The 12,269-nt window shown below is 34.4% G+C and carries 12 protein-coding genes; 6 read left to right on the top strand and 6 right to left on the bottom strand.

Features of this window, described 5'->3' with window-relative positions; translation table 11 throughout:
• From IRZ78_RS10285 to IRZ78_RS10270, 4 genes are all read left to right on the top strand, one after another.
• Entirely contained in the window at positions 1-942 is a 942-nt protein-coding gene (locus IRZ78_RS10285) for an alpha/beta hydrolase (RefSeq protein ID WP_194616448.1), read from the top strand.
• Between the two features lie 83 nt (positions 943-1,025).
• Positions 1,026-1,907, top strand: a complete 882-nt coding sequence (locus IRZ78_RS10280; protein WP_194616447.1) for a L,D-transpeptidase — start codon at positions 1,026-1,028, stop codon at positions 1,905-1,907.
• Between the two features lie 363 nt (positions 1,908-2,270).
• Positions 2,271-2,861 (top strand): TetR/AcrR family transcriptional regulator, encoded by a 591-nt coding sequence (locus IRZ78_RS10275; RefSeq protein WP_194616446.1) that lies wholly within the window; start codon positions 2,271-2,273, stop codon positions 2,859-2,861.
• A gap of 109 nt (positions 2,862-2,970) precedes the next feature.
• Complete coding sequence (locus IRZ78_RS10270; protein ID WP_194616445.1) at positions 2,971-4,116, top strand: NAD(P)/FAD-dependent oxidoreductase; 1,146 nt, start codon at positions 2,971-2,973, stop codon at positions 4,114-4,116.
• 355 nt (positions 4,117-4,471) lie between these two features.
• On the opposite strand, the gene IRZ78_RS10265 is transcribed toward IRZ78_RS10270, so the two are convergent.
• The 5 genes from IRZ78_RS10265 to IRZ78_RS10245 form a co-directional block, all read right to left on the bottom strand.
• Entirely contained in the window at positions 4,472-4,864 is a 393-nt protein-coding gene (locus IRZ78_RS10265; RefSeq protein WP_194616444.1) for a hypothetical protein, read from the bottom strand.
• Between the two features lie 6 nt (positions 4,865-4,870).
• The gene (gene guaB / locus IRZ78_RS10260) at positions 4,871-6,343 is read right to left on the bottom strand and encodes an IMP dehydrogenase (RefSeq protein WP_072956599.1); all 1,473 of its coding nucleotides are present in this window, start codon (positions 6,341-6,343) and stop codon (positions 4,871-4,873) included.
• 266 nt (positions 6,344-6,609) lie between these two features.
• Entirely contained in the window at positions 6,610-8,010 is a 1,401-nt protein-coding gene (locus IRZ78_RS10255; RefSeq protein WP_194616443.1) for a DUF5723 family protein, read from the bottom strand.
• Positions 8,007-8,558 carry a hypothetical protein gene (locus IRZ78_RS10250; RefSeq protein WP_194616442.1) on the bottom strand — a complete coding sequence of 184 codons (552 nt, stop codon included), beginning with the start codon at positions 8,556-8,558 and terminating at the stop codon, positions 8,007-8,009. Before IRZ78_RS10250 ends, IRZ78_RS10255 begins: the two co-directional genes overlap by 4 nt.
• Positions 8,559-8,639: 81 nt before the next feature.
• Positions 8,640-9,506: a hydroxymethylglutaryl-CoA lyase gene (locus tag IRZ78_RS10245; RefSeq protein ID WP_194616441.1), complete on the bottom strand. Its 867-nt coding sequence runs from the start codon at positions 9,504-9,506 to the stop codon at positions 8,640-8,642.
• 265 nt (positions 9,507-9,771) lie between these two features.
• Here IRZ78_RS10245 and IRZ78_RS10240 point away from each other — a divergent pair, with 265 nt between their 5' ends.
• Both IRZ78_RS10240 and IRZ78_RS10235 read left to right on the top strand, forming a co-directional pair.
• A complete protein-coding gene (locus tag IRZ78_RS10240; protein ID WP_194616440.1) occupies positions 9,772-10,386 on the top strand; it encodes a SatD family protein in 615 nt (204 codons plus the stop codon).
• On the top strand, positions 10,383-11,099 hold the full coding sequence (locus IRZ78_RS10235) for a DUF3307 domain-containing protein (RefSeq protein ID WP_194616439.1): 717 nt from the start codon (positions 10,383-10,385) through the stop codon (positions 11,097-11,099). The genes IRZ78_RS10240 and IRZ78_RS10235 overlap by 4 nt, the downstream gene beginning before the upstream one ends.
• On the opposite strand, the gene IRZ78_RS10230 is transcribed toward IRZ78_RS10235, so the two are convergent.
• Entirely contained in the window at positions 11,085-12,119 is a 1,035-nt protein-coding gene (locus tag IRZ78_RS10230) for a quinone-dependent dihydroorotate dehydrogenase (RefSeq protein ID WP_194616438.1), read from the bottom strand. The genes IRZ78_RS10235 and IRZ78_RS10230 overlap by 15 nt on opposite strands.
• Between the last annotated feature and the right edge of the window lie 150 nt (positions 12,120-12,269).

Below are 12,269 nucleotides of genomic sequence, written 5' to 3'. Positions count from 1 at the left end.
ATGAGCATATTTAAAAATTATAAAAAATTTATCCGAATAGTATTCATTCTTTTTTTAATCATTAACATCGTAGCTTTTGTACATGCATATAAATTCACACATTTTGCAGAAAATGGATCAATAAAGACCAAAAACCCTGAAAAATTATCAACATTCGAAAAAGTAAAAACTTTAATTTTTGGCGTGAATAACCCTAAACCTGAAAATAAAAAGTATCCTCTTCAGAAATATCAAACTCTAAAACTAAAAAGTAATAAAGAAATTGAATGTTGGTTAATTAAAAGTCAAAATTCAAAAGGAACAATTATTTTGTTCCATGGCTATGGTGCCGCGAAATCTTCAATGATCGATAAATCAAATGAATTTATAAAACTCGGCTTTAATACAATGCTTGTTGATTTTATGGGTAGTGGAAATTCAGAAGGAAATCAAACCACAATTGGATATAAAGAAGCTGCACAAGTAAAAACATCATTTGATTATTTAATTCAATCAGGAGAAAAAAACATCTATTTATTTGGCACTTCTATGGGAGCTGTAGCCATTATGAAATGTATTAACGATAATAAAATCAAACCAAAAGGGATAATCATTGAATGTCCATTTGGCTCTATGTATGAAACAGTTTGCGCAAGGTTTAAAAAAATGAACGCACCTACCATTCCTATGGCAGGAATTTTAGTTTTTTGGGGAGGTATTCAAAATGGTTTTTGGGGATTCAACCATAATCCAACAGAATATGCAAAAAATATAGATTGTCCTACTCTGCTTCTTTACGGAGAAAAAGATAAAAGCGTAAGTCGTAAAGAAATTGACGGAATTTATTCCAACTTAAAAGGTCCTAAAAGACTAAATACCTACAAAGGAACAGGACACGAGAACTACTTGATAAAAAATAAAACAGAATGGATTAAAAACATTTCTGCTTTTTTAACAAAATGAAAATCCAGTAAACAATTCAAAAAATTGTGTAAGTCTTTTTCGGGATGATTAAAATAACTTTACAGTACTAAAAAAACCAGTTTATGAAAAAGTTATATTACACATCCAATATCCTGCTTGTATTAATCTTAGTCTTATTAGGTTCATGTAAAAAAAATGAATCAACTGATACTAAAGAAAAAGCAAAACCAAAAAAATCAATTGAGCATACTAAACCCAAAACTATTTCTTATCAATTTGAGAAAACAAAAGAATGGCTTAAAACAAACGGATCTGACAGCACCAAACTTCGTATAGCTTATGCTATAAACAGAACGGATAAAGCTAATTTTGCAAAATTAGATTCAGTGGTACTTCCTGCAGATTTTACTGGAGATATTGTGTATTATCTTCCGTTTCCTTTTCATGTAAAAGCACTTGAAGAAGTTTCAAAAGTAATTATCTTCTCTTATCCTACTCAAACATTTGCCGCTTATGAAAATGGTGAATTAGTACATACAGGTCCTACCAATATGGGTAGAAAGAAAGATCAAACTCCAACGGGATTATTTTTCACCAACTGGAAAGCCGAAAAAACAACGAGTACTTTTAACGACGAATGGGACTTAAAATGGAATTTTAATATCGAAAATAAATTAGGTGTTGGTTTTCACGAATATGCATTGCCAGGTTATCCTGCCTCTCATTCTTGTTTAAGATTACAAGAAAATGATGCCAAATTTCTATACAAATTTGCCGATGAATGGATTTTACAGGATAAAGAAAATGTAAAAGTAAAAGGAACCCCGGTAATCGTTTTTGGAAGTTACAATTTTGATGGGCCAAAACCCTGGTTCGAATTAGTGAAAGATCCAAAAGCATTGGATATCTCTGAAGCTGAAGTGGAAAATCAAACGAAACCTTTTATACAAAAGATTTTAGAAAATCAAAAAGTTAGAGAAGCCGAACCAACCGCTACTCCGTAAAAATATTGTTATCCAAGGAAAAGCTGCTATTATAATTTTGACGAATTGTAGTAGTAGTTTTTTTTTTTGCTTTATGTTTTTTATGCCACGAAGGCGCTAAGACACAAAGTTTTTTTTTAGAATTTATCATCAATAAAATTCGGCTAAAGCCTATTTCTCTATCCCACCCTTTCATCCTCCAGCTAAAGCTGGGGACTATTCAATTAAAACCTCAAAATAGACGCACAGCAGTGCGTTTCTACCTAAACTTTGCTCCTTTGTCCCTTTGAACCTATGGATCTATGGACCCTTGAACCTTTTCATCAATAAATAAGCGAACGTTCATTTATTATTTATATATTTGTACCATAATCACTTAAAATCATGAGAACAAGAGATATAAATAAAGAAGAAATCGTAAAACAAAAAGCTATTGAAATGCTGGTTTCACAAGGCGTAGAAGGTTTTGGGATGAACCGACTGGCGAAAGAATGCGGAGTTTCTGTGGCAACACTTTATATTTATTATTCGGATAAAGAAGATCTTATCAGGAAAATTGGAATCGAAATTGGTAAAAATTTCTTTGAAGAAATGTTAGTCGGATTTTCGCCTGAAATGTCTTTTATAGATGGTTTACGCAAGCAATGGGATAACCGTTCTAAGTTTGCGATCAACTTTTCTTTGCAAACTACTTGTTTAGAACTTCTAAAACATTCGACTTATGGCGATGCTATTTTAGCAGAAATTACAACAGACTTCAAGGAACAAATGACAAAATTCATCACAAAAGCTATTGAAAAGAAAGAACTTCTACCCATTACTTTCGAGGTTTTTTGGAGCATTGCTTATGGATCGCTTTATTCTCTCTTAGAACTTCACAGAGAAGGTAAATCAATGTCGGGAAAGCCTTTTGTTTTTACTCAGAAAATTAGAGATGAGGCTTTTAATGTAGTTATTAAAGCTTTGACTCCTTAGATAAAAATCAATATCAATATCAATGGCAACATCAATGGCAATGGTAAATTCAATGGCTAACTCAAACTGAAAATTTAATCAATACAATATCAATTAAATAAAAAATCAAATGAATACTTCACTTATAAAAAATAAAAAAATCGCCATTATTGGCGGTGGACCTGTTGGATTAACAACAGCAAGAATTTTACAAATTAACGGGGCTGATGTAACGCTTTACGAAAGAGATGTAAATGCTCAGGCCAGAACTTCGGGAGGAACATTAGACATCCACTCTGATTCAGGACAAAAAGCGATTCAAAAAGCTGATTTAATGGATGAATTTTATCGCTACGCCAGACCAACCGGAGAGAAAATGGCTGATATGCACGGCAATATTACTTCGGAGGAAATGCCTACTGAAGAGAATGCTTATTCTAGACCTGAAATTGACAGGAATGATTTGAGAAAAATCATGCTGGAAAACTTAAAGGAAAATACTGTAGTTTGGGATAGCCAGTTGACTGAAATTCAGAAAATCGACGAACAATATCATTTAGAATTTAAAAACGGTACTAAAACAATTGCTGATTTTGTTATTGTGGCGAATGGCGGAAGATCGAATGCCAGAAAATTTGTTACCGATAAAGAACCTCAGCTTTCCGGTACTTATATTATTCAAGGAGAAATTGAACATCCGGATCGTGATTATCCTGAATTTAAACCTAAATACGGTGACGGAAATGTAATGGCAATGGGGGAACAAAAAATGTTTTATACGCACACCTTACGCGATGGTTCTGTACATTTTGGAGTTTCTTTTAAAACAAATGAAGAATGGGTTTTAAACAACGGAATTGACTTTGAAGACAATGCTTCTGTAATTGCTTTTCTGAATAAAAAATTTGAGAACTGGAACGAAGATTATAAAAAATTCTTTGCCGCTGCTACAGATTTTTCAGGATTGCCATTACGTTTGTTCTCTTTAGAAGAATCCTGGAAAAAACATTCCAACATTACACTTATAGGCGATGCGGCACACTTAATGCCACCATTTGCTGGCGAAGGTGTAAATATGGGCTTAATGGATGCTTATCAACTAACTGAAAATTTGACGAACGGAGAATTCTCAACTACCCAGGATGCAATTGACGATTATGAACAAAAAATGTTTGGTTATGCTCTTGAAGCGCAACGCACCACTTATCAAATGGAGGTATTACTGCATTCTGATGTTACAACTGAGAAGATACTCAATAGCCGCGGTGGTGTTTAATGTTTTTTTCTTTTACCATAAAGTATATAAGTTCATTTAATCTGAATCGAATATTGCTCAAAAGTTAGTCGAATGTCGCCAATCTTTAGTGATTTCCGATTATGATCCTTCGTTCCTCAGGATGACAAGATTGCGATTACTATTTTAAATATCAACCAAATAACAAATATATTGTAAAAACTGATTCTAGCCCCGATAGAAGTGGAAATCCTTTTGTGGCGGTCCCGATAGCTATCGGGAGACACAAAAGATTGTAGCGAATAGCGGGATTAGCTTCCGAAAAAAAATGAGTAAAACAAACAAAAGGCATAAGAAACTAAATCTTATGCCTTTTGTTTTATTATTTATATCATTTTCAACTAATCAGTATTTCAACTTCATCTAATTGAATTTGCTTCCGTTTTACTCCGTATAGTTTTTTTAATAAATTGAAAATACTAAATGGATTAGGACCAATCATGGAATAAAACACAGTCAGATCTTCATAATTATGAACTGAAATTTTATATTTTGATTTATCAGTGACCTGAAAACTAAAAAATTTCACTGCTCTTTTTCCATTTTTATAATCCCTTACTTTTAAGTTTTTTTCTCTTAAAAGTATTGCTTCATTAGTTTTTAAATCCAGAATTTCGATAAAAAAGTCATCATTTACCTGAACATCAAAACCACCCAAAACAAAAATATCATAAAAACCATAATACAAATCAACTTCAAGAGTGTCTTTCAACTTGAACTGTAAATTCATATTGGATTATCTTGAATAATTTGGAGCTTCTTTTGTAATCGTTACGTTGTGTGGATGACTTTCTGTGATTCCGCTTGATGTGATTCTAACAAAACGTCCTGTTTCCTGCAAAGTAGGAATGTCTTTTGAACCGCAGTATCCCATTCCGGCACGAAGACCTCCAACGAATTGAAGCATACTTTCGTTTAATTCTCCTTTGTAAGGAACACGACCAACGATTCCTTCCGGAACTAATTTTTTAACATCGTCTTCAACATCCTGAAAGTAACGATCTTTAGAACCTGTTTGCATTGCCTCAACAGAACCCATTCCGCGGTAAGATTTGAATTTTCTTCCTTCGAAGATAATAGTTTCACCTGGAGATTCTTTTGTTCCTGCTAATAAAGATCCTAACATTACACAGTCAGCACCGGCAGCAATTGCTTTAGGAATATCTCCTGTATAACGAATTCCTCCATCTGCAATAACCGGAACTCCGGTTCCTTTAATAGCCGCAGCTACTTCAAGAACTGCTGAGAATTGAGGAAAACCAACACCAGCAACGATACGGGTTGTACAGATAGAACCAGGTCCGATTCCTACTTTTACTCCGTCTGCTCCGTTTGCTACTAAATATTTAGCCGCTTCAGGAGTTGCAATGTTCCCTACAATTACATCAATATTTGGGAATTTTGATTTTATTTCTTTCAATGTATTTACTACACCTTCAGTATGTCCGTGAGCGGTATCGATAATGATCGCATCTACTCCGGCAGCAACTAATGCTTCTGCTCTTTGAACTGCGTCACCGGTAACACCAATGGCTGCAGCTACTCTTAAACGACCAAAAACATCTTTGTTAGCGATTGGTTTTTGAGTCAGTTTTGTAATATCTCTAAAAGTAATTAAACCAACCAATTCATAGTTAGCATTTACTACTGGTAATTTTTCGATTTTATGTCCTTGTAAAACTACTTCGGCTTGTTCTAGTGAAGTTCCTTCGGCAACAGTAACTAAATTGGTACTTGTCATTACCTCAGCGATTGGTCTTGCTCCGTTTTTTTCGAAACGTAAATCACGGTTAGTAACGATTCCTTTTAGAATTTTGTTTTCGTCAACAATTGGGATTCCGCCAATTCCGAATTCTTTCATCGCATTTTTTGCATCTGCAATGGTAGAATTTGTTGGTAAAGTTACCGGATCGATAATCATTCCTGATTCAGCACGTTTTACTCTTCTAACTTTCGCAGCTTGTTGCTCGATTGTCATGTTTTTATGCAAAACACCTATTCCGCCTTCTTGTGCCATAGCGATTGCCATAGAACTTTCGGTAACTGTATCCATAGCAGCTGATACTATTGGAACGTTTAGTGTTATATTTCGTGAAAATTTTGATTTGATGCTCACTTCGCGAGGAAGCACATTCGAGTAGTTAGGTACTAATAATACATCGTCGTAAGTTAAACCTTCGCCGATAATCTTGGAGTTGTGTGCTATCATGTTGCAATTTCTAGTTGAATTGCGTGCAAATATAGTGAATAAATTGGAAACTTGATTACTAACTTATTCATAAATTTAGCTTTACACGAAAGATCTTACAAATAACTTGACGTTAAATTCCAATAATTTTTAAATTTTAAATTCCAATTGCGGGTTTAAAATCCAATAAAAAAATTCTAAATGCCAATTTTCGATTAAATTCCAAACGCCAATACAACTCTTACGGCTCACTTGGAATTTGGAATTTTAAAGTATTGGAATTTGTTCTATTCTTCCGAATCATGGAAAACAAAATTGAAACCAAACTGAAATGCAATACTATTGGCCTTCGAGACATCTTTAAATTCCAGAACATTGTCGACGAGAAGATACATATTGAGTTTCCCTAGTGTTCCCGAAATTCCTAAACCGATGTTTTTGTTCGAATAAGGATCGAAGGTGTAAGTGGCTTTGACATCTAGCTTCTCGAAAATATTGCGTTTATAAAAAGCGGTTAGTGCTACAAAAGGTTCGACTGGCATTGACATGATAAACAATTGTCCACCGACTGCATTGGCATAACTTGTGGTTACTTTTCCTTTGCAATTACAATCGGCATTAGAACGTGATTCACCAAATGAATACTGAATCGAAGAATAAAATTTGGTTGGCCGCCAGGTGGTATACTTACTATAAAGCGTATCTCGTGGTATGGCTTTATCGAATTCATCAAAAATATCTTCCGGTTCGTTTGTAGGATCAAAACTAGGATTTGCACCTTTATAATTATAAGTTCCTTTGTAGGTTAATGTTTCGATATCTTTAGTGTGATTTATAAAACCAAGATCAACAATGCTCGCCGTAAACTGAAGATTATCTTTGAAATAATAGGTAAGTCCAGCATCGATACCAAATCCTAAACTACCGTTAAAAAAGGTGTTATGAGCAATATCTTTAGGAATACTTCCTTCGTATTCATCTTTGGTAAAAGTAGCAATACCTGAGGTTTTCAATTCTAAATTCGAGGCTATTATCTGCTCGTACATATTGGGCGTTCCCACACTTTGACCTGTATAAATAAATCCTGAATTTTTGGTAGAAGTTGCATTTGCACCACTTGAATACAATTTTGCACGACCTCCTAAAACTAGTTTCTCACTTAGCTTTTTATGAAATCCTACGTGAAATACAGAAAGTACTTCAGCCCTTACATTTAAATCAGCCAGATTGAATGCTCTGCCAATATGATCGCGATTTCCGTCTAAGGCTAATATGGCGAGATCTTTAGGAACATACATTAAGAAATCGAATTCCTGATAGGCGCCAAACGAAATATAAGACTGGCTGTCTCTTCCTCCTACTCTAAATCCTCCGGAAAATAATTCGAGTTGCTGATTGACCTGTGTTTTATCTTTACTCGAAGAATTATTGATCACATTTCGCACTTTATCATTAAAATCGACTCCGTTGTTAGCGAATAAATCATAGGCAGAGAAACTGCTGGAACCTAAATTGGCTGATACTCCGGACAAAACGGGAATGCCAAAATAGAATTTATACGAAACATCGGCTCCTGGATTTACGAGCGATGATTGCGGAATAGAAGTAAAATTATACAACACTTCTTTGTTTTGGGCAAAACCGGAAAGTTGTAAAGCGACGATTAAAATCAGGTATAATTTTCTCATTCTATTACCATATAAACGGTTGCGCCTGATTTGAATTTTAAATTACCTGTACTATTTTGATCTAATGGAGGTCCGGGCGCCATTGTTACAAGGAAACCTAACTTAGTAGTTCTTTTTAGGAGATCTAACCTTTGGCCTTCAAATACTTCTGTTGGGAATTTAATAATATTTGAGGTTCCTGAATATGCCGGAACATTATACGAATCTGTTTCAAGTACCTCATTATTAGCATCGAGAAGCAAAAGATCAATTCTAAAGGCTCTAATTATGGTGTTTTCAATTTCGAAGTCAAGTTCTGTTTTGACCAAATTATCCCTGAAGAATTTTTCTTTAAAAGCATCAAATTCAGTTACATCAGGATAGAGCGCTAAACTTCCGTCATTTACAAGTTGAGTTGCGGGAACATTGAAATAAGCCAGATTGGCCACAAAAACAGGTTCTAATTTCAGGTCTTTGGTCTGATCAAAATCGAGGTCGCTTGAACATGAAAGAAACAAGCCTGATAAAAATAATATCGTAGAGATTCTCTTTACAAAAGTTGCTTTCATGGGTAGGTTATATATCTAAATAACACACAACGTTATTCTGTTATTACTTATTATCTGCTATAAGTAAATATAGTAAATTTCCTAATGGAATTTACCAAATAATTTCGAAGCTTCATTATAAGCACTTTCAAAACTTAAAGAGTTTAAACCGGTAGCTTTTTTGTTGGATGTAAAATAAGAAATCAGTTTTTCTGTAGGCATATTTCCCGTTAGTTTATCTGTTGCCATCGGGCATCCGCCAAATCCCTGAATTGCACCATCAAAACGGGTACAGCCTGCTTTTGATGCGGCATCGATTTTTTCGAACCAAGTAGTAGGCGTGGTATGTAAATGTGCCCCAAACTCTATTTGAGGATACTTAGGAATCAGATTTGAAAAAAGATAAGTGATCACTTCCGGCGTAGAGCTGCCAACGGTATCTGAAAGTGATAAAATTTTCACACCCATTCCGGCTAGCTTTTCTGTCCATTCGCCCACGATTTCAACATTCCAGGGATCTCCGTACGGATTCCCGAAGCCCATTGAAAGATAGGTTACGACTTCTTTGTTTTTCTTGTCTGCAATTTCAAGAATTTCTTCTAGTGTTACTAAAGATTCAGCAATGGTTTTATGCGTATTTCTCATCTGAAAATTCTCGGATATCGAAAAAGGAAATCCCAAATATTGAATAGGTTCATGTTCTGCCGCTGCTGCTGCGCCTTGCGTATTGGCAATTATAGCCAGCAATTTGCTAGTAGTCTGCGACAAATCAAGTTGTGCCAGAACCTCAGCCGTATCCTGCATTTGTGGGATGGCCTTTGGCGATACAAAACTCCCAAAATCAATCGTATCAAATCCTACTCTAAGCAAAGCTTGTATATAAGAAACCTTGTTTTTAGTGGGTATAAAAGTTTTGATACCTTGCATAGCATCACGTGGACATTCGATAATCTTGATTTCTTTATTCAAAGCTTATTCTTTAGTGAAGGCTAAGTTAGTTTCTTTTTTAAAGAAATAAAAAAAAACTCTTGGTGTTATTTTTTATCATATAATTTATATAAGTTCATTTTAAAATAATTGTATGAATGCTAGTGATAAAAATCATTTAAGTTTTTAAATATTTCTTATTACTTAAAAAAGTAATAAACATAAATATTACACATAAATGTAATATATTTATTTATTACGTATATTTGTAATATAGAGATTAATTTATTTTTAATTATATTTGAATATGACAAGCGTAATTACCGGAGATATCATTGGTTCAAGACAACAAACGTCTAAACATTGGGTGGAGGATTTAAAAAAAATCCTGTCTCCGTTTGGAGAAACGCCAAGTCAATGGGAAGTCTACAGGGGTGATGAATTTCAAATCGAAATTAAAAATCCCGAAGAAGCGTTATGGTCTGCAATTTTGATAAAGGCGCATTTAAGAACTATAAAATTAGATGCCCGAATGAGTATTGGTTTTGGCGACAAAACGCATGAAGCAGAGAAAATATCCGAAAGTAATGGCATTGCTTTTATACATTCAGGAGAACTTTTTGAAACTTTAAAAAAACAAAAACTAACTTTAGCAATGAGAACCGGTGATGCTATTTTTGATGAAAAGATAAACCTGATGATTCAACTGGCTTTAACCTTTATGGATAACTGGCTCGCACAACAAGCTGAATTTGTAGCCGCTGCAATAGAAAATCCTGCGTTGTCGCAAGAAGAATTAGGACAAAAATTGGGCATTAATCAAGCTGCAGTGAGCCGTAGACAAAAGCGCGCCCAATTTGATTTGATACAACAATTAGATCGTTATTTTAGAACCCAAATAAAACAACTTACAACGCCATGATTTTATTTATAAAACTACTTTTAGCACATTTATTAGGCGATTTTATATGGCAGCCCAACTCATGGGTAGCGGATAAAGAAGCCAAAAAACATAAAAGTATTTATTTATACCTTCATATTCTTTTACACGGAATCCTGGCTGCAATTTTGGTTGGGGAAATTCAGTTTATACCTTATGCTGTTTTAATTGCTGTTACGCACGGCATTATCGATTTGATCAAACTCAATTTTCAGAAGAAAAAAACAAAGCGTACCTGGTTTGTTCTCGACCAAATTGCGCATGTTTTAATTTTGATTGGAGTTGTATTACTTTACAAAGGCGAACCAATACAATTTCAATGGTTTAACAATCAGTTTTGGGTTTTAATTACTGGTGTTTTATTGATTACCAAACCCACTTCTATTTTCATTAAAACTATTATTTCGATCTGGACTCCGGAAAGCCAGAATAGTCACAACGACAATTCGCTGGCTACCGCAGGAAATTATATTGGAATACTGGAAAGATTATTTGTGTTCTGTTTTATCGTAACAGGACATTTTGAAGCGATTGGCTTTCTTTTGGCTGCTAAATCTATTTTTAGATTTGGGGATTTAAAAGAAGCCAAAGACAGAAAACTCACCGAGTACGTTATGATTGGTACTTTGATGAGTTTTGGAATCTCTATTATTACAGGATTAATTGTTCAGACGTTGCTTTTACAATTGCTCTAAAACCTTTTTATTGATCGCTTTTACCAAAGCAGGGCCTTCGTAAATAAATCCGGTGTACAATTGTACCAGACTTGCTCCAGCATTTAGTTTTTCGATGGCATCATCTGCAGAATGTATTCCTCCTACTCCAATGATCGGGAATGCTTTATTGCTTTTTTCAGAAAGAAAACGAATTACTTCTGTCGAACGTTTCGTTAATGGTTTTCCGGATAAACCTCCCATTTCGGTTTGATTTTCAGATTGCAAACCTTCTCTTGAAATTGTCGTATTGGTAGCAATTACGCCCGCAATTTGAGTGGTTTTTACAATATCAATAATATCTAATAATTGCTCGTCTGTAAGATCGGGAGCGATTTTTAAAAGTATCGGTTTTATTTTTTGAGTGCTTGTTTTTTGCTTTTCAACATTTCTGTTTTGTAGCGTTTGCAATAAAGCTGTCAAAGGTTCTTTGTCTTGTAAAGCTCTTAAATTGGGTGTATTTGGAGAACTTACATTTACCACAAAATAATCGACATGATCAAACAGCGCATCAAAACAAATGATATAATCCTCTACGGCATTTTCGTTTGGCGTCACTTTATTTTTACCGATGTTTCCACCAATCAAAACTCCTGAATTCTTTTTCAAACGCTCTACGGCTTCAAGAACTCCTCCGTTATTAAAACCCATTCGGTTAATAATGGCCTGATCCGCTTTTAGCCTAAACAAACGTTTCTTAGGATTTCCTTCCTGACCAACCGGTGTTACAGTTCCTATTTCGATAAAACCAAAACCAAAATCAGATAATTCCTTGTATAGCTTGGCATCTTTGTCGAATCCCGCTGCAAGTCCTACCGGATTTTTGAATTTAATTCCGAAAACTTCACGTTCTAAACGGGTATCTTTTACTTCGTATATTGATCTGATAATTGATGAAACTCCTGGAATTTTCGAAATAAATTTAACAAATGAAAAAGTAAAGTAATGCACTTCTTCCGGATCAAACCAAAAAAGTATCGGGCGAATTATCAATTTATACATAAGAGTTGTTGTGTGTTTTTTTCGATTGCAAATTTAATTATAATACTTGAAAATGACTTCTTTTTTACAGAAACAAATTAGTAAGTGATTTTAAAGGGTTTCTCAGGCAAATTGACCCCTTAAACTCCAGACAAAAATTCATCTTTTAAT

Source organism: Flavobacterium sp. CSZ (assembly GCF_015350725.1).
Taxonomy (GTDB): Bacteria; Bacteroidota; Bacteroidia; order Flavobacteriales; family Flavobacteriaceae; genus Flavobacterium.
Note: the sequence above shows the minus strand (reverse complement) of the source record. Positions and strands in the feature narration are given on the sequence as shown.

What these genes read in the sequence shown, in the direction of transcription:
- IRZ78_RS10285 (WP_194616448.1), top strand. Translation starts at nt 1, where the DNA reads ATGAGCATATTTAAAAATTATAAAAAATTTATCCGAATAGTATTCATT.
- IRZ78_RS10280 (WP_194616447.1), top strand. Translation starts at nt 1,026, where the DNA reads ATGAAAAAGTTATATTACACATCCAATATCCTGCTTGTATTAATCTTA.
- IRZ78_RS10275 (WP_194616446.1), top strand. Translation starts at nt 2,271, where the DNA reads ATGAGAACAAGAGATATAAATAAAGAAGAAATCGTAAAACAAAAAGCT.
- IRZ78_RS10270 (WP_194616445.1), top strand. Translation starts at nt 2,971, where the DNA reads ATGAATACTTCACTTATAAAAAATAAAAAAATCGCCATTATTGGCGGT.
- IRZ78_RS10265 (WP_194616444.1), bottom strand. Translation starts at nt 4,864, where the DNA reads ATGAATTTACAGTTCAAGTTGAAAGACACTCTTGAAGTTGATTTGTAT.
- guaB (WP_072956599.1), bottom strand. Translation starts at nt 6,343, where the DNA reads ATGATAGCACACAACTCCAAGATTATCGGCGAAGGTTTAACTTACGAC.
- IRZ78_RS10255 (WP_194616443.1), bottom strand. Translation starts at nt 8,010, where the DNA reads ATGAGAAAATTATACCTGATTTTAATCGTCGCTTTACAACTTTCCGGT.
- IRZ78_RS10250 (WP_194616442.1), bottom strand. Translation starts at nt 8,558, where the DNA reads ATGAAAGCAACTTTTGTAAAGAGAATCTCTACGATATTATTTTTATCA.
- IRZ78_RS10240 (WP_194616440.1), top strand. Translation starts at nt 9,772, where the DNA reads ATGACAAGCGTAATTACCGGAGATATCATTGGTTCAAGACAACAAACG.
- IRZ78_RS10235 (WP_194616439.1), top strand. Translation starts at nt 10,383, where the DNA reads ATGATTTTATTTATAAAACTACTTTTAGCACATTTATTAGGCGATTTT.
- IRZ78_RS10230 (WP_194616438.1), bottom strand. Translation starts at nt 12,119, where the DNA reads ATGTATAAATTGATAATTCGCCCGATACTTTTTTGGTTTGATCCGGAA.